The following is a 19,081-nucleotide window of genomic DNA, read 5'->3' as shown; positions in this document are numbered from 1 at the left end:
TAAAGAGGTGAGGAGTGTTTTAGCTCAGCAAGGGAGATTGCTATCTCATCTCTTTGAGTTTATGTGCAGCATCTTCGGCAAAATATGTCCAAATACCATCTGCACCCGCACGACGACAGCACATCAATGACTCTAAAATCACGCTGTCAGAGAGCCAACCATTTTGAATCGCCGCTGCAAGCATGGCGTATTCACCACTGACTTGGTAGACAAAAGTGGGTACACCAAAAGTATCTTTCACTTCACGGACGATATCCAGATAAGGCATACCCGGTTTTACAATCACCATATCTGCACCTTCCTGAATATCAAGTGCAATTTCATGCAATGCCTCGGCACGATTGCCGACATCCATTTGATAATTATATTTATTTGCACCTTTTAAATTACTTGCTGAACCCACTGCATCACGGAAAGGACCATAGAAGCTTGAAGCATATTTTGCTGAATACGCCATGATATTGGTATAGATAAAACCATTTTGTTCAAGTGCTTGGCGAATCGCACCAATGCGTCCATCCATCATGTCACTTGGTGCAACAACATCAGCACCTGCTTGCGCATGGCTTAGGGCTTGTTTGACTAGGCATTCTACCGTTTCGTCATTTAAAACATAGCCAGTTTCATCAATAATACCGTCCTGGCCATGAGTGGTATAAGGATCAAGTGCTCCATCGGTAATCAATACCATTTCTGGTAATTCTTTTTTCAGTAAGCGGCAAGTAGCTTGAACCAAACCATCTTCATGCCATGCAGCTTCCGCCGTTAAACTTTTGTCTTCTTGTGGCGTTACTGGAAATAAAGCAAGCTTTGAAACACCGAGTTCGAGCAAAGTTTCTGCTTTTTTGAGTAATAAATCAGCAGATAGACGCTGCACATTTGGCATGCTTGGAATATCTTGAGTTTGTTGTTGTCCCGGTAATACAAATACTGGATAAATCAAATGATTAGCTGTGAGTTGTGTTTCACTGACCATGGCACGAAGTTGGTCATTTTTACGGATACGGCGCATGCGAGTCGCGGGAAAAGCGGGACGATTGAACGTATAAGTCATAACAATCTCGATGTTCAGTATTACACTATAGGAATAATTGAAATATTTAAGTCATGCTAGGGAGAGCTTAGCGGCTAAGTTCAATTAAATATCCTCGCTATTGTAGCCCCATAATTTTAGATTTGTACAAAATAATGGGATGTTTATCGTTCCTTTGGATTTAGACAGCGTATGAATGATGTAAAGAAAAACTGGACAGGCAATATTCAGTTAGGTGCTAAAGCCGATCATGACGTGGTATTAAAGCAGCTTTGTAAAGCATTTAATTCTTCACCATTTTTTAAGCATTGTGGCATGAGCATGCGCGTTGTTGATGATCAAATTGAAGGTTATATCGAGATGCAGCCTGAGTTGGTCGGTAATGTAGCCTTCCAAATTTTGCATGGTGGTGTTGCTGCGACATTACTGGATAGTATTGGTGGTGTGGTTGCAATGGAACAACTTTATCGCCGTGCAACCCCTGAGGATTTACCTGACACGATTAAGAAAGTATCGCGTTTAGCAACTGTAGATATGCGTGTTGATTATCTTGCTCCGGGTCGTGGTCAGTTTTTTACTGCACGTGCGGAAACATTACGCTTAGGCCGCAAAGGCTGTACCATGCGTATGACCATGCTCAATGATGAAGCTAAGCCAATTGCAACAGCAATCGCTTCTTATGCATTCTAAGTATAGTATTCGATATGAAAGCGTCCTTTGACGCTTTTTTATTGTTTAAATGAAAGTGAAGTAAAAATAATTATCAAAATATAAGAATTGAACGCATCAGTTATTTTTTTTATTCTCGTCATATGATTTTTTATCGTTAAAATGCGATTTAAATTTTTGTTTGTATTTTGATCTTAGGTTTTAACAATTGGTTAAGTTAAAAAAACTAGACTGATCTGCTGATTAAACCAAAAGTTAAAAATCCCTTTAATTTTCAGGAATAACATATGACTGACGCCCAAGCTAATCAACAAGATATTGCTGCTGATTCGGCATCAGATGATGCAATGAAAGCAAAACGTAAAAAGTTTTTAGGATTTTTCGCACTTATTCTTATCCTTGCAGCAATTTTGTATGCTATTTGGGCGTTGTTCTTTAATCATGCTGTCAGTACCGATAATGCTTATGTTGGTGCGGAAACGGCACAAATCACCTCAATGGTGAGTGGACAAGTGGCTGACGTTTTGGTGAAAGATACCCAACAAGTTAAAAAGGGTGATGTTCTCGTTCGTGTAGATGAGCGTGATGCCAAAATCCAGTTGGCACAAGCACAAGCCGAATTGGCAAAAGCGCAACGTCAATACAAACAAAGCCAAGCGAATAGTAGCTCATTGAATTCTCAAGTTGTGGTTCGCAATGATGAAATTAATAGTGCACAAGCACAAGTAAGTAAAGCGCAAGCAGATTTTGATAAAGCGAACTTAGAATTAAAGCGTCGTAATGAACTTGCTGCTTCAGGAGCGATTTCTAAAGAGGAATTGAGCAAAGCGCAAAGTGCGGTATCGACGGCACAAGCAAGCTTAGATTTAGCTCAAGCGGGTTTAGCCCAAGCAACCTCAAGCCGTAAAGCCGCAGAAAGTACACTTGCTGCAAATGAAGCATTGATTCAAGGGGCAAATGAAGCATCAACACCTGATGTTTTGGTTGCAAAAGCCCATGTTGAGCAAGCAACGCTTGATTTAGAGCGTACCGTTATTCGGGCGCCTGTTGATGGGGTGGTGACACGCAAGAATATTCAAATTGGGCAACGTGTTGCACCAGGTACTGTGATGATGTCAGTGGTGCCTGTATCTGCGCTGTATGTAGACGCAAACTATAAAGAAAGTCAGCTTGCTAAAGTGAAAGCAGGGCAGAAAGTAACGCTTCGTTCAGACCTGTATGGTGATGATGTGGTTTATCACGGGACAGTTCAGGGCTTCTCTGGTGGGACAGGTGCAGCATTTGCCTTGATTCCAGCACAGAATGCGACAGGAAACTGGATTAAAGTAGTACAGCGTTTACCTGTACGTATTACGCTTGATCCAAAAGAACTTGCAGAACATCCATTGCGTGTAGGGTTGTCGATGCAAGCGGACATTGATCTCGCATCGAAGTAATCAGCCATGAAAACGCAGAATCCTTTTGCAGAACTTAGCGGCGGGCGATTACTACTCGCCGCATTTGTCATTGCACTTTCCAACTTTATGGTGGTGCTTGATACCACGATTGCCAACGTTTCAGTCCCCCATATTACAGGGAACTTAGCTGTTTCTAGTTCACAAGGGACGTGGGTGATTACCTCTTATGCCGTTGCTGAAGCGATCTGTGTTCCACTTACAGGTTGGCTAGCTGGACGTTTTGGGACAGTCAGAGTTTTTGTCTTCGGGTTAATCGGCTTTACTATCTTTTCATTTTTATGTGGTTTAGCAACTTCATTAGAAATGTTGGTATTTTTCCGTATTGGTCAAGGGCTTTGTGGTGGTCCACTCATGCCACTCAGTCAAACCTTGTTAATGCGAATTTTCCCACCAGAAAAACATGCACAGGCAATGGGACTTTGGGCGATGACAACCGTCATTGGACCGATCTTAGGACCAATTTTGGGCGGACTTATTAGTGATAATCTGTCATGGCATTGGATTTTCTTTATTAATATCCCTGTTGGTATTTTATGTGTATTGGCAGCCATTCGCTTGCTGTCTGTGGCAGAAACTAAAACTGAAAAATTACGAATTGATGCAGTCGGTTTAGGTTTGTTAATCCTTTGGATTGGTGCTTTACAATTGATGCTAGACCTTGGGCATGAGCGAGATTGGTTTAACAGTACCAGTATTATTGTATTGGCATTAACGGCAGTTGTGGGGTTCATTATTTTCATGATTTGGGAACTCACAGAAAAGCATCCTGTGGTTAACCTGTATGTGTTCCGACACCGTGGATTTGCAGTTTCTGTGCTTGCACTCGCTTTCGGTTTTGGTTCGTTCTTTGGCAGTATTGTCCTTATTCCTCAATGGCTACAAATTAACTTGGGTTATACCGCCACGTGGGCAGGGTATCTGACTGCAACTATGGGTTTTGGTAGTTTGACGATGTCGCCAATCGTTGCCAAGTTATCAACTAAATATGACCCAAGAGCATTGGCTAGTTTTGGGCTAGCATTGTTGGGTGTGGTTACGGTCATGCGAGCTTTTTGGGTTACAGATGCAGACTTTATGTCATTAGCATGGCCACAAATTTTGCAAGGTTTTGCAGTACCATTTTTCTTTATTCCACTGTCAAATATTGCAATGGGCTCTGTTTTACCTCAAGAAATGGCTTCTGCCGCAGGTTTAATGAATTTCTTGAGAACAATGGCAGGGGCGATTGGTGCTTCAATTGCAGTGACGATTTGGGATGACCACACGAAGGTAGCTCGTAGTGAAATGGTGAATAATTTGCACCCACAAGAAGTCCAAAATACCTTGTTGCAAAATGGTTTTTCACCTGATGCAACACTCGCCACGATTGCAAATTTAGTTGATAAAGAAGCGATTACGATTTCGGCTAATCATGTATTTATGTTATTAGCAATTGTATTTATTTTTGCGAGTGCATTAATTTGGATGAGTCCAAAACCTAAAGCAATTACGGGTGGACCTGCACCACATTAATTTTGATAGATAATAATTTTTCTTTAAAAAACTCGGATTTATTCATCCGAGTTTTTTATTTCAATCTGATATGAATGTTTATTTCGTCTTTGGTTTTTACTATCTAGCTCATTGTTATGTTCCCAAAGTTTTAGCTGTAGATCTTCTTCATATCTTGATATTTTTTGATTTAAATATTTCATTGTAGATTTATGCTCATTTAAGCCTTTACCGTGAAATGATCCAATTTCTTTCTGAGTTTTTGCTTGTAAGTGCAAAAGATTTAATTCTTCATACGCTTCTTGTTTTATGTCCAGTAGTTCACAAGCTGTTTTAAATTGAATACGGATTGGTTTGATAGTCATTTATGCACCTACATGACAAAATATTGTGTAGGTGCAGTATGTTTTTTAATAATTATTAGAGTTGTGAAAACGAATTTAGATTACTTTTCACTACTTTTTATCTGCTAGATAAAACATGTATGCAGATTCATTACTTTTTGAATCTAAAAGTTTTTTTGTAAATGGAATAATAGTTTCTCTTAGTTGCTTTCCAGTAAATTGTCCTTGAGGAAATAAAAACTCTGCCAAAGTTTCATATTCGATATGATGATCTGTTAGCTTCTGCCAAAGCAAAATATCAATCACTTGCAAGGCTCTAAAATTTTTTAATTTTCTTAGATATTCTTTAGGTGGTAGAAGTTTTGGCTTGTGCTTTAGCTGCTTTCTCAATTGTATTAAATGCTTTTTTACGTCCGCTATAATTGCATCATCGGAAAAATCTAAATTAATACTAATAGCTGGGTATTCATCATAATCATCCACATTCTCCCTTAATGCATATTTAGCACGAATTTCTCTATCGTCTGTGGCTTCCTTTAGTGGCTGTATATATGGTCTACAATCAAATAAAAATCGCGGAAATATCTCCATAGGTTTTTTTTTGTTGGGTATCTTCCCTAGTTTTGGATACTCAACATAAGTCTGCTCTGCAAAGCCCTCAATCAATCTCAAATAAAACTTTTTGTCATCTTCAATTATTTGCTCAATAGTCCTTGGGGGTGGGGTATATTCAATGCGTTTGCCATCAATAATTTTAAAGCGTTTTATTGTTATAAATTTCTCATCTTTAAGGTCATCGTCTGTAATAGGAGTAATGTAATCATCCTCAAATATCTGGTTGATTTGCCATGAGATATTTTGTCGTTCTTGGATTTCGTGAGCTAATTTCACCACACCACAATTTTTATAATATTCGTCATATCTTTTATTATTGAAAAACTCAGGTATTTTCCCCTTATCGCTAATACGCTTCAATCCATGCCTCCCAAGCATACCCAAAATAATGCTAAGCCAATCCGATTGGGTGTCCGACTTTCGGGAGCTAATCTAAACTTAACAAAATGATTATAAATTATACTGAGTTATACATCAGAATATGAATTTTAAATATACGTCATCTTTTGTCGTAGTAACTAGTTAATCTAATCAGCTATTCACAGAGCTTAATTCAAATGCAGTAAATGCTTATTCGTTTGCAATAAAAAAGGCTTAAACCATTACAGTTTAAGCCTTTTTAATTTTGTATATCATCATGTGACAGCATACAAATTTAGATATTTGGTGGAGGTGGCGGGAGTTGAACCCGCGTCCGCCAGCACTACACTCGAGAATACTACATGCTTAGATATCGTCTATTGTTTTAACACCAAGCGACCCGACGAACAGGGTACAAGGCGCGATCCTCTAAGTTTGGTATAAAGCCCCGAGGCTTGACTTTATACGGACTTGTGTGCGTGCGCTTCGGTCGGGTTCACTGACCACAAGTATTCAGTGAAGCGGACAAGCTGCCCTTAGGCAGCTAGAGCGTAAGTTTCGTCGTTTGCGACTATTAAAATGCAAATTTTATTTACGAGAGAAAATGCGCTCTCGGCATGCATCTATGAGCTTCATCACCAGCGTCGAAGCCAATAACACCCCCATATATGAACGAGCATCATAGCATAAATATTGAAAATTTAAATCTAAATTTACAGGCTTTGAGGTTTGTGGTTAAAAACCAATCTAATTGAAATCATAAATTAATAGCATATCTTTAAGAATTGGCTTTTTAACGTTTAGTTAAATTGGAACTTCAAAGAAGGAATATACATTTATATCCCTTCATTAAAACAATAGCATATGACTCGGCAGCTTAGGTTAATGCCATCCACCACCTAAAGCCCGAATAAGATCTACACTGGCAATCATTCGACTGCCATGAAGCTGTGCAGCGAGTTGCTCTTGCTGCAAGATACTCCGATTCGAATCAATCACATCCAGATAACTAATGCTGCCTTCACGATAACGCAAATATGAGAGCTGATTGGCATGTCGAGATGACGCAAGTGCTTGACCCTGTGCCTGTATTTGCTGATCCAGAATACGCTGATCGGATAAACCATTTTCAACTTCACGGAACGCATTCAGCACGGTCTGTCGATAATTGGCGACACTTTGTTCATAGCCTGCACGTGCCTGAGCAACGCCCGCCTTACGTTGCCCACCATCAAATAACGGTAAAGACAAAATTGTGCCCGCTACAGGGCCAAGTAAAAAAGTTCGACTCGACCATTTACCCAAATCTCCTAAACTTGCTGATTCATAACCCAATGCACCTGTGAGATCAAGTTTGGGAAAAAAGGCAGCACGGGCAATACCGATGCGTGCATTATCGGCTGCCATGGCACGTTCTGCGGCAGCGATATCGGGACGACGTTCCAGCAAGCTCGAAGGTAAACCCGCAGGCAGGCGAATCGCAGTAGCAGACAAGGGTTGAATCGCTAAGCTAAATTCGGCAGGTGGTCTGCCGAGTAATACTGCCAATGCATGTTCGGTACTGGCGCGATTCCGTGTAATGCTGAGTGCATTGCTTTGGGCGGTCGAGAGTTCCGTTTGCGCACGTGAAACATCTAGATCACTGACGAGACCATTGCGATAACGTGCTTGAATCAAATTTTGATTCTCAGTCAGTAACTTGATGTTTTGCGTATAGAGGGCTTGTTCAGCATCGAATTGACGAATCAGAAAGTAAGCCTGTGCCACATCAGCTTGCAGTGCTAACAGTGCAGAATGATATAAGGCTTCCTGTTGCTGTACATCTGCGGTTGCTGCATTGACACTGCTAGCAATCCGTCCAAATAGGTCTAGTTCATAAGAGACGTTGGCTTGTGCCCGCCATAAGGTACGTGCAGATGTGGATGCATCCGAATCAAGTCCTAAAGAAGCGGGTGAGGGCTTCTGACGGGTTGGCCCAAAACCTGCACCAATACTGGGTAAACGTTCAGCTTGTGCAGCAGACCTTAAAGCTCGTGAGGCCTGAATATTGGCCGCTGCCGCCTTTAAATTCTGGTTACCCGCAATGGCTTGTTGTTCCAGATCATTCAGTTGTGGGTCATTAAAAATATGCCACCATTCACCGCGAGACTGCGCATCGGCAGGTTGTGCGATGGTCCAGTTGGGATCATTCAATTGAGCACCCGCTTCCTTGAATTGCAGTGGAATAACCACCTTAGCAGGTTGATATTCTGGTGCCAATGAGCAGCCTGTAAGCAGCAGGCTTCCCATCAGTGAGGAGAGTATCCAATGGGGTTTGAATCCTGTCATGTCCTGCTCCTTAGTGATCGTGTGAACTGTGCAGTGGTGCTTCATGCACAGCTGCCGAATGCAGTTTATGTTTGCTGTTCAGGGTACGAATCAATACATAGAAGGCAGGGGTCAGGAACAAACCAAAGAAGGTCACCCCGATCATACCAAAGAACACCGCAACACCCATAGCATGACGCATTTCAGCACCCGCACCTGTTGATGTGACCAGTGGAACCACACCCATAATGAAGGCGATTGAGGTCATCAAGATCGGACGCAAACGTAATCGGCTGGCCTCAACTGCAGCATTGAATGCAGTCGCGCCTTGCATCTCCAGTTCTCGGGCAAATTCCACGATTAAGATGGCATTCTTACAGGCCAGCCCGACCAGCACCATCAAGCCGATTTGGGTAAAGATGTTGTCATCACCGCCTGTGAGCCAAACCCCTGTTAGTGCCGCCAAGATACCCATTGGGACAATCAGAATCACGGCTAATGGTAAAGTGAGGCTTTCATATTGCGCCGCCAAGACCAAGAACACTAATAACACACTGATCGGGAACACCCACAATCCGGCATTACCTGCCAAGATTTTTTGATAGGTCAGATCGGTCCATTCAAATTTCACCCCACGTGGTAAGGTTTCAGCGGCAATGCGCTCAACCGCAGCTTCGGCTTGGCTGGATGAATAACCCGGTGCAGGTCCACCGTTAATATCGGCTGCGGTATAACCGTTATAGCGCACCACCATTTCTGGGCCATAGGTTTGAGTGACATTAACCAGTGAAGACAACGGTACCATTTGCCCTGCATTGTTACGGGTTTTAAGCTGTAAAATATCTTCAGGATTGGCACGGAACGGTGCATCGGCTTGGGCACGCACCTGATAGACACGACCAAAGCGATTAAAGTCATTTACATATTGTGAACCGAGGTAAATCTGCATGGTATTAAATACATCGGTCACGGCAACGCCTTGCTGCTTGGCTTTGACCCGATCCAGATCAACATTCAATTGCGGTACATTGATTTGATAACTGGAGAACATTGGCCCCAATTCAGGTGCAGATTGTGCCGCCTTCATAAAGGATTGTGCTGCGTTGTTTAACTCGGCATAGCCTAAAGCACCGCGATCTTCGAGCTGGAGTTTAAAGCCGCCCATGGTGCCGAGACCCATCACGGGTGGTGGCGGGAATACAGCAATATAAGCATCTTGGATCGCGGCGTATTTCTGATTTAAAGCACCTGCAATGGCATTGGCAGAAAGATCGGCTGCTTTACGTTCAGCAAATGGTTTTAAGGTGACAAACACAATCCCTGCGCTGGAGCTGTTGGTGAAACCATTAATCGATAAACCAGGGAAAGCCACCGCACTTTCTACGCCGGGTTGTTTCAGTGCTGCATCACTCATTTTACGAATCACGGTTTCGGTTCGATCTAGTGAGGCACCATTCGGCAATTGGGCAAAGCTGATCAGGTATTGCTTATCTTGTGCAGGGACAAAGCCACCCGGAACGATATAAGAAATCCCAATGGTCAGACCGAGTAGTACTGCATAGACACCCATCGCTGAGGTTTTATGTGAAATCACCCGACTGACGCCACGACCATATTGATCCGATGCGCGTGAGAATACGCGGTTAAACAGGGCAAAGAAGCGTCCGAAGACACGGTTCATCACGCGGGTAAGGAAGTCAGGTTTGGTATCATGACCTTTCAGCAACATGGCTGCCAAAGCAGGTGACAGGGTGAGTGAGTTAAAGGCCGAAATCACGGTTGAGATGGCAATGGTCATGGCAAATTGTTTATAGAATTGCCCCGTTAATCCTGTCATAAAGGCCAGCGGGACGAACACGGCAACCAAGGTCAATGCGATGGCTATAATCGGTCCACTGACTTCACGCATGGCACGGTAAGTCGCATCTCGTGGACTGAGTCCTGCTTCAATATTCCGTTCGACATTCTCCACCACCACAATAGCATCATCAACCACGATCCCGATAGCGAGCACCATCCCGAACAGTGACAGGGCATTAATGGAATAACCAAAGGCCAGCATTAAGGCGAAGGTACCAATGATTGAAACAGGCACTGCCAGTAAAGGAATGATTGAGGCACGCCATGTTTGTAAGAACAGGATCACCACCACAACCACCAGTGCAATCGCTTCAAGCAGAGTATGAATCACCGCTTTGATACTTGAACGCACGAATTGGGTTGGGTCGTAAACGATATCGTATTTAATCGAGGCAGGAAAATCTTTGGACAGTTCCGCCATGGTGCTACGCACTTGGTCCGAGACCTGTAAGGCATTTGCACCCGGTGCTTGGAAAATTGGAATCGCCACCGCCTGTTTATTGTCCAGTAATGAACGTAAGCCATATTGTGAAGCGGCCAGTTCAACACGGGCAACATCACCCAAGCGCGTTACCGCACCATCTGCTGCCGTTTTTAAAATAATATCGGCAAATTCCTGTTCGGTACTTAAACGACCTTGCGCATTCACCGAGAGCTGTAAAGGTGAATTATTGGGCGCTGCACCAATCGTTCCTGCGGCAACCTGAATATTCTGTTCACGAATCGCATTGACGATTTCGGTGGCGGTGAGATTGCGCTGAGCCACTTTTTGTGGGTCTAACCACACGCGCATGGCGTAATCGCCTGAACCAAATAGACCGACTTCACCCACACCTTGCAGACGTGCCAGACGATCTTTGACATTGAGCACGGCATAGTTACGCAAGTAGGTCATGTCATAGCGATTATCGGGTGAGGTGAGATGCACCACCATAGTCAAGGTCGGTGAACTTTTTAGCGTGGTTACACCGAGACGCTGTACATCTTCTGGCAAGCGTGGCAAAGCTTGAGAAACCCGATTCTGAACCAGTTGCTGCGCTTTGTCTGGATCAATCCCGAGTTTGAAATTCACGGTAATGGTCAGGTTACCATCGCTGTTGGCCTGAGACTGCATATACAGCATGTTCTCTACACCGTTGATGGATTCCTCCAACGGAGAAGCAACAGTTTCAGCAATGACTTTAGGGTTCGCACCTGGATATTGGGCACGCACCACCACAGAGGGTGGTACCACTTCTGGATATTCAGAAATGGGCAGTTGGAAAAGGGAGAGGAGGCCCGCCAGTAAAATCAGGACGGACAGCACCCCAGCAAAGATCGGGCGATCAATAAAAAATTTGGAAATATTCATGAGGATTAACCTTTTGCCGAAGTTGGGGTTTTTTCTGTAGGCTGAGGTTGTTGTGCTGTGTTATCGGTGATGATTTGAGGATTTGGCATTGGGACGAGATGTGGACTCACAGGATCACCTGGACGAATGCGTTGTAAACCATTCACCACGATTTGGTCACCAACTTGCAGGCCACTATTGATGATTTGCAAGCCATCTTGTTGCGCACCGAGTTTTACTTCACGGTATGCAGTTTGATTTTTCGCATCGACCACCACCACAAAACGCTTGTCCTGATCGACGCCAATTGCAGTCGGGCTAATCAGAATGGCTGCACGGGGTTGTCCACCACCCAGACGAATGCGGGCATACAGTCCAGGAAGCATCACACCTTTGGGATTATCGAAGGTGGCACGAACACGAATGGTGCCTGATGTGGTATTTAAATTATTGTCGATCGAACTGATAAACCCTTCACGACTAAAACCAGATTCATTGGCAAGACCAAGATAAACGGGGACTTGGGCTGAATTACGTTGATTGCTGATGTATTTTAAATAAGTCTGTTCATCGACATCGAAAGAAGCATACAGACGTGACACCGAAACCAAGCTGGTGAGGACCTGTGCGCCATTGCCTGCGGAAACCACATTACCCACCGTGACTTCGGCACGGGAAATACGTCCACTGACAGGTGCGGTAATACGGGTATATTCCAGATTTAAACGAGCAGCTTCCACTGCGGCTTTGGCGGCCTGTAAATTGGCATTGGCTGAGCGGGCTTCATTTTGTGCTTGATCAAGTTCTTGATGGGCAATCGCATTACTTTGAATTAAACGCTGATTGCGGTCTAGATTTGCTGACGTGTAGGTGACTTGTGCTTCAGCAGAAGCCAGTTGCGCTTTGGCACGATTCAGTTCTGCTTCAAAAGGGCGAGGATCAATGGTAAACAGTAGGTCGCCTTTATTCACTAAACTGCCATCTTTAAAATGCACGGCAATCAGTTTGCCTGAGACTTGTGGACGAACATCAACTTGATCGATGGCTTCGAGACGTCCCGAATATTCTTGCCAGTCGGTAATGGTTTGGCTGACGACACGAGCTACATCTACGGTTGCGGCTGGTGGTGCGCTTGATGTTAGGGGGGCTTTCGCATCTGCATTTTCTTGGAAGAGAATAAAACTGCCACTGCTTGCTAAAATGGCAATAATGACAGCAGACAGCGTTAGCTGTTTGCGGGAAAGTGACATGGGATGCTCCTGATGATTTGAATCCCTGTTTTCAGACTTTTTGTTATGGTCTGTATGGGAGAAACAGGTTTATGGAATGAAAGGAGCATAAAAGTTTGTCAATTACGAATAAATATACTAAATTTGATAACACTATTCGTATTTTTATAATAATTGTTGTGTGAAACTGGAAAAATACAGCAATGAGGAGTGGGCGTCTGGATCTATTTCATGCAATGAAAGTCTTCAATAAAGTGGTTGAAACCAACAGCTTTAGTCTGGCAGCGGATAGCCTTGGATTACCGCGTGCATCGGTCACCACCACGATTCAGGCTTTAGAAAAACATTTACAAGTTCGCTTACTCAATCGCACCACACGTAAGCTCAGTTTAACCCCCGATGGTGCAGTCTATTATGACCGTAGTCTGAGAATTCTGGCGGATGTTGAAGATATTGAGGCGTCCTTTCATGATGAGAAACGAGGCCCAAGAGGGCGTCTAAGGATTGATGTGCCTGTCTCGATTGGTCGTTTGATTTTAATTCCACGATTAAGAGAATTTCATAACCGATATCCTGATATTGATCTGGTCATAGGCATGAATGATCGTCCTGTGGACTTGGTCGGTGAGGCGGTGGATTGCGCGATTCGGGTGGGAGAGCTACAGGACTCGAGCTTGATTGCCCGCCGTATTGGTACATTTCAGTGTGCAACAGCAGCATCGGCCTGTTATTTAGAAAAATATGGTGAACCGAAGACACTTGAAGATTTACAAAAAAATCATCAAGCCATTCATTTCTTTTCCAGCCGTACAGGGCGCAACTTTGACTGGGACTTTGTGGTCGATGACTTAATCCAAAGTGTTAGTGTCAATGGACAGGTTTCCGTCAATGATGGCGATGCTTATATCGATTTGGCGCTGCAAGGATTTGGTTTGATTCAAGGTCCACGCTATATGTTGACCAATCATTTTGAAGCGGGAACTCTAAAAGAAGTTTTACCACAATGGACACCTGCACCAATGCCAATTTCAGCAGTTTATTTACAGAGTCGCCATTTATCACAAAAAGTAAGAGTCTTTGTCGATTGGGTAGCGGAGCTATTTGCTAGTTGTCCATTATTAGGTGGCAGTGCTTTGCCGCTAGATGAAAAATGTGCATTTGCCTGCGATCAGAAAAGCAACCATGAATATACCCTTCGAACTTTGGTCGAGCAGCATAATATTGCTGAAGCTCGGACCTTAAAGACTTAAATAGAATTTCAAAAAACTATTTTTTTATTTTTGAGTTTATAAAATCGATCTTGGAATAATTAAAATAGTTTCTATTATCATAGTTAGTTGTCTGAAAATTAATTAAGAAAAATAAAAAATATGGTAAAAAAAACACTCAACAAAAAGTTGAAAAAAATATTAAAAATCAATAGGAAAATTCATGAATAAAATTTATCGATTAGTATGGAATTCTACACATCTTTGCTGGCAAGTTGTGAGTGAAATCGCAAAAGGGGGCATTGCCGCAGAGCAAACTGCAACAAAAAAAGAATCCAAAATTACCCTAGGCTTTACTACAAAATTAGCAGCGTTTTTTGCTGTGAATGTTTTGAGTGCAAGTCTTGCATTTGCAGGACCAACAGGTGGGGTGGTGAGTTCAGGCACAGCGAGTATTTCAACTGCAGGAACGACTACAACTATTAACCAGTCAACATCAAAAGCTGCGATTGATTGGAGTAGCTTTTCGACTAATAGCAATGAAATTGTGAATTTTGTGCAGCCCAATAGTAGCTCGATTACTTTAAACCGAGTTACGGGTACCAGTGCTTCAACTCTAAATGGTCAATTAAATGCCAATGGACAGGTATTTATTATCAACCCAAATGGAGTGCTATTTGGGAGTACTTCACAGGTCAATACAGCGGGTTTAGTAGCATCCACCTTAAATCTAAGTAACAGTGATTTTAATAACAACCTATTTAATTTTAGCAATACGAGTAACAACAAAGTTGTTGAGAACCGAGGGAAAATTACTGTGCCAACAGGCGGTACAGTGGCTTTGATTGCCCCGACAGTAAAACAAACAGGCACGATCAAAGCACCGCAAGGCAATGTTTTATTGGCAGCAGGCGGTGATATTACCCTGAATTTAAATAATGGTAGTTTGTTGGGTTACACCATTAATCAAGGTAAGGCGCAAGCTCTTATTAACTCAGGCGGAATGATTCAGGCGGATGGTGGTAAAGTTGTACTGACGGCAAAAGGTATTGATGAATTAAGCAATGCGGTCGTAAATAGCGTTGGGGTGATCCAAGCACAAACAGTGAATAATGTCCGTGGTGTGATTGAATTAGGTAGTGATTTAACCAGTGGGACTTTAAATGTCAGTGGAACACTAGATGCTTCAGCGCCTAATGGAGGTAATGGAGGTAATGGAGGTCAAATTAAAACTTCTTCGGCAGAGGTACATATCAATTATGGTACCAATATCACAACGCAGCGTAATAGTACAAGCAGCTTGCCACCGACCACGAGTGGTTGGGAGTTAAAAGCCAAAAATATAGATATCGATTTCTATGGTGGGACTGTGACTGGTACCACATTAGGTGATGCTTTAAATAAAGGCAATGTCACTTTGAATGCAATTGGTACAGCAGACGGTCAAGGTAATATTAATGTCAATGATGCTACCAGTTGGAATGCCAATACTGCACTGACATTAACAGCAAGTAAAGATATTAACTTTAATAGTGATTTGGACTTAAGCGGTGATAAAGCCAAACTCGCTATGAATTATGGAGTTGGGTCAGATTATAACTTAAATAATGGTGCAAAAATTAATATCAGTGGTTCTTCGCCAACGCTTTTAATTAATGGCACGTCCTATATTGTGATCAATAATTTAGGTGAAGAAGGTGATGCAAACATAAATACTTTACAAGGGATAAATAATAATCTTGTAGGGAATTATGTATTAGGTAGTGATATTGATGCCTCTGATACGGTGAATTGGAATGGCGGGTTAGGATTTACTCCAATCGGAGAAGCCCATATGACAAATGATGGTACAACTGTAACGGGTAATATTTTCCAAGGTCAATTTCATGGCTTGGGTCATTCGATTAAAAATATTTCAATTAATCAACCTATTGCAATAGAGTCGATAGAAAATCAAACACTTTCAGGTGTAGGATTATTTGGTGCAGCATCTAATACAATTAGAGATATAAATTTAGATGGAGGAAGTATCTCAGGAACAATAATGGTTGGTGCATTATCTGGGGTACAACTTGGCGGCATTATTAAAAATGTTCACTCATCTGCGCAAGTTAAAGGTGCAGCATCTGTTGGTGGACTGATTGGAGCTAATGGAACGATTGATCAACTTGACAATAAAATAAATGGCTCAGTTATTTTTAATAGTTCATCATCAGGTATAGTGGAAGGAACTTTTATTGTTGGGGGCTTGGTTGGCTCAAATGTTGGTGATATTCTCGGCAGTAGTGCTTCTGGAAATATACAGGCAGTGAATCCAACTTTAGGTGGGCAGGTATTTGGTGGTTTGGTTGGAGCGAATGTCGGGAATATCACTAACAGTTTTGCTTCTGGAAATGTGGGGGGCGTTAATGTTTCTTCAGTAGGTGGCTTAGTTGGAACCTCTAGATCAACGAGAAATCAATCAACGACTATCCAAAATAGTTATGCTACAGGTGATGTATACGCTTTACAAAATGCAGGTGGTCTCGTTGCTGCTTCATATCAAAGTAATACTTCAAATGCTGCGATAGCAAATAGTTATGCTACCGGTAATGTGTATTCAGATCGTGGTGATTCTGCAGGTTTAGTGGGGCATAATAACGCAACGATATATAATAGTTACTCAACGGGTTCTGTTTCTAGTGGTGGTTTAGGAAGTAGCTATGTTGGGGGATTGGTTGGTAGTCAAGGTCAATATTCACAGATTATCAATAGTTACTGGAATACAGAAACCTCAGGTCAACTCACTAGTGCGGGTGGAGTTGGAAAAACGACTGCTGAACTTCAACAAATGATGACATTTGCAAATTGGGATATTGCGAATGTATTAGATGCAAACTCAACATCAGTTTGGGTGATTGATGAAAATAACACGACGCCGTGGCTACGCTATAATCATTAACATTTAATAGATTTTATATTTTTCAGACAAGAAGCAAAGCTTCTTGTCTTTCATATGAGCTTTTAATAAATTTAGAGAAAAATGGAATTTTACTTCTATAAAATACTAGGAAAGGGTTATCTAAAAACGCTCTTTTTTATCCCAAATGTTTGTATTCTTTTAGGGATTTCGTCTTTTGTTCATGCTGAAGTTGTTGTTCCTGATAGTGGAACAATTACCAAGCAACTCAGCCCAGAATCATTCCCAAAGGATGCAAAAACTGATCAGCAGTATTTTGATGTTGATGCTATACAACAAAATTATAGTCGAGATCAAACTCCAATTTGGGTGAGTAAGGTTAAAATTGAAGGTAATCATCAAATTAAGACTGAACTTCTATATGATTTAGTTCGTCATTTAGAAAATAAAAATAATATTCTTGCTGACTTACAAATTACAACTGATGAGATCACTCAGTTTTATAAAAAACAAGGCTACTTCTTGGCAAAAGCATATCTACCAAAACAAAAATTAGAAAATGGCGTATTAATTATCAGAGTATTAGAGGGGCAATTAGGTAAAGTTATTTTAAATAATCAATCGAGCATCCAAGATAAAATTGTCTACCGTTATACAAATCAAATTCCAGTCAATCAAGCATTACAGCAACAACAGGCAAATAAAACTTTATTACTGATTTCAGATGTATCTGGTGTTGGGCAAGTTCAAGCAAATTTACAAGCTGGGGAACAGATAGGACAAACAGATTTGGTACTAGATATTCTTGGTCAGAAAGCTATATCAGGTAGAGTTGGAATTGATAATGGGGGAAGTAGCTATACGGGACGATATCGTTTTTCAGGATATTTAGAAAGTAATAGTTTTATGGGATATGGAGAAAAAATTTCTGCTCAAATACTCAGTAGTGATCAGGATTTGGTTTCAGGAAGCATAAATGCACAATTCCCAATCACTGGAAATGGCTTAATCCTTAGTGGAGGTTATAGCAGAACTGAATACAAATTAGGTGAATCGTTCGAATTACTTGAAGCAAAAGGGATATCTGAAAATTATAATTTAAATTTTATTTATCCAGCGATTCGAAGTCAGAAAACGAATCTTAATTTGAAATTATCATTTGAAGAAAGAAAGCTCTTTGATGAGATCGCGGCAACAGATACAGAAACCTTAAAAAAGATAGGTGCAAGTCGTATTGCGCTCAACTTCTCGTGCTTAGATGAATGGGGCATAGGAAATGCAAGAGGTGGGATTAATCAGCTAGAATTTATGAGCACGATTGGTCATTTAAATATCAAAAGTCCTTCCGCACTAAATATAGATCGTTTATCGGCAAAATCACAAGGCAATTTTAATAAATATGAGTGGAAGCTTTCTAGGCAACAACGTTTGGGTGAATCATCTTGGTTTACTGGAGAGTTATATGGACAATTCTCTTCTAAGAATTTAGATTCAGCCGAAAAATTTTCATTTCATCAAATGCGAGCTTATCCTGCTGCTGAAGGTCTTGGGGATCAAGGCTGGGGAGCATCAATGAATTACTATTATCAATTTTTGCCTTTTATCAATACATTTTTATTTCATGATATTGGACATATTCAACAAAATAAAAATGCTTATCTAAATGAAAAGAACAGTCGATCTTTAGCAAGTACAGGAATTGGTTTAGCAGGAAGCTATAAATATTGGGATTATAGTACGACTCTAGCTTGGCGTAATACATCTGCTGCTAAAAGTGATACCGATAGGAGTCCTCGTTTTGCATTTCAAATTGGTTGGCGGTTTTGATTAAGAAGACTGTATAGATTTTTTACAGCTTATTAAAAATAGAGCTCTAACTCTTTCTTAAAAACTCAATAATTCCAGATAAAATCTTAAGTAATTGATTTCAATAGCAGGAGCTATTTTAAATTATATAATTAGGATTTTATATAAAATTTAATAATATTGTCGGTTTAAAAAAATCTGTGGTGTGGCGTTATTCTATTTGCAAAGAAATTTTAAAAAGATAAGTTAACTTTCAAAATTCAGATTGATTTAAGCTAATTCAATTAACTTAAAAATACGGTAAAGCCGTACAAGCATAGTTACACCTTTCGCCACATTTCCAGATGTGGCTTTTTTATATTTAGTTATTTTTAATATAAATTTTGCTAAAAATTTTTTAAATCAGTAGTTATAAGATTTGATTGTAAACCTGATTAAATTTTGTAAGTTCTCTGTTGGTAAAACAACAATCA

General features: G+C 41.3%; 12 protein-coding genes and 1 other RNA gene. 6 read left to right on the top strand and 7 right to left on the bottom strand.

Going from position 1 to position 19,081, the window contains the following annotated elements; genetic code table 11:
- Window positions 1–40: 40 nt before the first annotated feature.
- Entirely contained in the window at window positions 41–1,054 is a 1,014-nt protein-coding gene (gene hemB, locus AC0JIQ_RS11965) for a porphobilinogen synthase (RefSeq protein WP_474201796.1), read from the bottom strand.
- Window positions 1,055–1,225: 171 nt separating this feature from the next.
- Between hemB and AC0JIQ_RS11960 the strand changes: the two genes are divergently transcribed.
- The 3 genes from AC0JIQ_RS11960 to AC0JIQ_RS11950 all read left to right on the top strand — a co-directional run bounded on the left by AC0JIQ_RS11960 (window position 1,226) and on the right by AC0JIQ_RS11950 (window position 4,671).
- Window positions 1,226–1,723 (top strand): thioesterase family protein, encoded by a 498-nt coding sequence (locus AC0JIQ_RS11960; protein ID WP_004663409.1) that lies wholly within the window; start codon window positions 1,226–1,228, stop codon window positions 1,721–1,723.
- A 266-nt stretch (window positions 1,724–1,989) separates the two neighbouring features.
- Complete coding sequence (locus AC0JIQ_RS11955; protein ID WP_474201795.1) at window positions 1,990–3,138, top strand: EmrA/EmrK family multidrug efflux transporter periplasmic adaptor subunit; 1,149 nt, start codon at window positions 1,990–1,992, stop codon at window positions 3,136–3,138.
- A 6-nt stretch (window positions 3,139–3,144) separates the two neighbouring features.
- The gene (locus tag AC0JIQ_RS11950; protein WP_474201794.1) at window positions 3,145–4,671 is read left to right on the top strand and encodes a DHA2 family efflux MFS transporter permease subunit; all 1,527 of its coding nucleotides are present in this window, start codon (window positions 3,145–3,147) and stop codon (window positions 4,669–4,671) included.
- Window positions 4,672–4,709: 38 nt separating this feature from the next.
- Here the strand turns inward: AC0JIQ_RS11950 and AC0JIQ_RS11945 are convergent, their stop codons facing one another.
- The 6 genes from AC0JIQ_RS11945 to AC0JIQ_RS11920 form a co-directional block, all read right to left on the bottom strand.
- Window positions 4,710–5,015, bottom strand: a complete 306-nt coding sequence (locus AC0JIQ_RS11945) for a hypothetical protein (RefSeq protein WP_474201793.1) — start codon at window positions 5,013–5,015, stop codon at window positions 4,710–4,712.
- A 90-nt stretch (window positions 5,016–5,105) separates the two neighbouring features.
- A complete protein-coding gene (locus tag AC0JIQ_RS11940; RefSeq protein ID WP_474201792.1) occupies window positions 5,106–5,969 on the bottom strand; it encodes a DUF6387 family protein in 864 nt (287 codons plus the stop codon).
- A gap of 304 nt (window positions 5,970–6,273) precedes the next feature.
- Window positions 6,274–6,633: a transfer-messenger RNA gene (gene ssrA, locus AC0JIQ_RS11935) on the bottom strand.
- 218 nt (window positions 6,634–6,851) lie between these two features.
- Complete coding sequence (locus AC0JIQ_RS11930; RefSeq protein WP_474201791.1) at window positions 6,852–8,297, bottom strand: efflux transporter outer membrane subunit; 1,446 nt, start codon at window positions 8,295–8,297, stop codon at window positions 6,852–6,854.
- Between the two features lie 10 nt (window positions 8,298–8,307).
- Window positions 8,308–11,487, bottom strand: coding sequence for a multidrug efflux RND transporter permease subunit AdeG (gene adeG, locus AC0JIQ_RS11925; protein WP_474201790.1), 3,180 nt, complete (start codon window positions 11,485–11,487; stop codon window positions 8,308–8,310).
- A 5-nt stretch (window positions 11,488–11,492) separates the two neighbouring features.
- Window positions 11,493–12,716, bottom strand: coding sequence for an efflux RND transporter periplasmic adaptor subunit (locus AC0JIQ_RS11920; RefSeq protein ID WP_474201789.1), 1,224 nt, complete (start codon window positions 12,714–12,716; stop codon window positions 11,493–11,495).
- A gap of 197 nt (window positions 12,717–12,913) precedes the next feature.
- On the opposite strand from AC0JIQ_RS11920, the gene AC0JIQ_RS11915 reads away from it, so the two are divergent.
- The 3 genes from AC0JIQ_RS11915 to AC0JIQ_RS11905 all read left to right on the top strand — a co-directional run bounded on the left by AC0JIQ_RS11915 (window position 12,914) and on the right by AC0JIQ_RS11905 (window position 18,629).
- Entirely contained in the window at window positions 12,914–13,945 is a 1,032-nt protein-coding gene (locus AC0JIQ_RS11915) for a LysR family transcriptional regulator (RefSeq protein ID WP_474203264.1), read from the top strand.
- Between the two features lie 181 nt (window positions 13,946–14,126).
- Window positions 14,127–16,844 carry a two-partner secretion domain-containing protein gene (locus tag AC0JIQ_RS11910; RefSeq protein ID WP_474201788.1) on the top strand — a complete coding sequence of 906 codons (2,718 nt, stop codon included), beginning with the start codon at window positions 14,127–14,129 and terminating at the stop codon, window positions 16,842–16,844.
- 81 nt (window positions 16,845–16,925) lie between these two features.
- Window positions 16,926–18,629 (top strand): ShlB/FhaC/HecB family hemolysin secretion/activation protein, encoded by a 1,704-nt coding sequence (locus tag AC0JIQ_RS11905; RefSeq protein ID WP_474201787.1) that lies wholly within the window; start codon window positions 16,926–16,928, stop codon window positions 18,627–18,629.
- Window positions 18,630–19,081 lie beyond the last annotated feature (452 nt).

The organism is Acinetobacter sp. FB (genome assembly GCF_056033405.1).
Note: the sequence above shows the minus strand (reverse complement) of the source record. Positions and strands in the feature narration are given on the sequence as shown.

Bases quoted from the DNA above. Each gene is read 5' to 3' on its own strand.
- AC0JIQ_RS11945 (WP_474201793.1), bottom strand. From the start codon at position 5,015: ATGACTATCAAACCAATCCGTATTCAATTTAAAACAGCTTGTGAACTA.
- AC0JIQ_RS11920 (WP_474201789.1), bottom strand. From the start codon at position 12,716: ATGTCACTTTCCCGCAAACAGCTAACGCTGTCTGCTGTCATTATTGCC.
- AC0JIQ_RS11910 (WP_474201788.1), top strand. From the start codon at position 14,127: ATGAATAAAATTTATCGATTAGTATGGAATTCTACACATCTTTGCTGG.
- hemB (WP_474201796.1), bottom strand. From the start codon at position 1,054: ATGACTTATACGTTCAATCGTCCCGCTTTTCCCGCGACTCGCATGCGC.
- adeG (WP_474201790.1), bottom strand. From the start codon at position 11,487: ATGAATATTTCCAAATTTTTTATTGATCGCCCGATCTTTGCTGGGGTG.
- AC0JIQ_RS11960 (WP_004663409.1), top strand. From the start codon at position 1,226: ATGAATGATGTAAAGAAAAACTGGACAGGCAATATTCAGTTAGGTGCT.
- AC0JIQ_RS11930 (WP_474201791.1), bottom strand. From the start codon at position 8,297: ATGACAGGATTCAAACCCCATTGGATACTCTCCTCACTGATGGGAAGC.
- AC0JIQ_RS11905 (WP_474201787.1), top strand. From the start codon at position 16,926: ATGGAATTTTACTTCTATAAAATACTAGGAAAGGGTTATCTAAAAACG.
- AC0JIQ_RS11955 (WP_474201795.1), top strand. From the start codon at position 1,990: ATGACTGACGCCCAAGCTAATCAACAAGATATTGCTGCTGATTCGGCA.
- AC0JIQ_RS11950 (WP_474201794.1), top strand. From the start codon at position 3,145: ATGAAAACGCAGAATCCTTTTGCAGAACTTAGCGGCGGGCGATTACTA.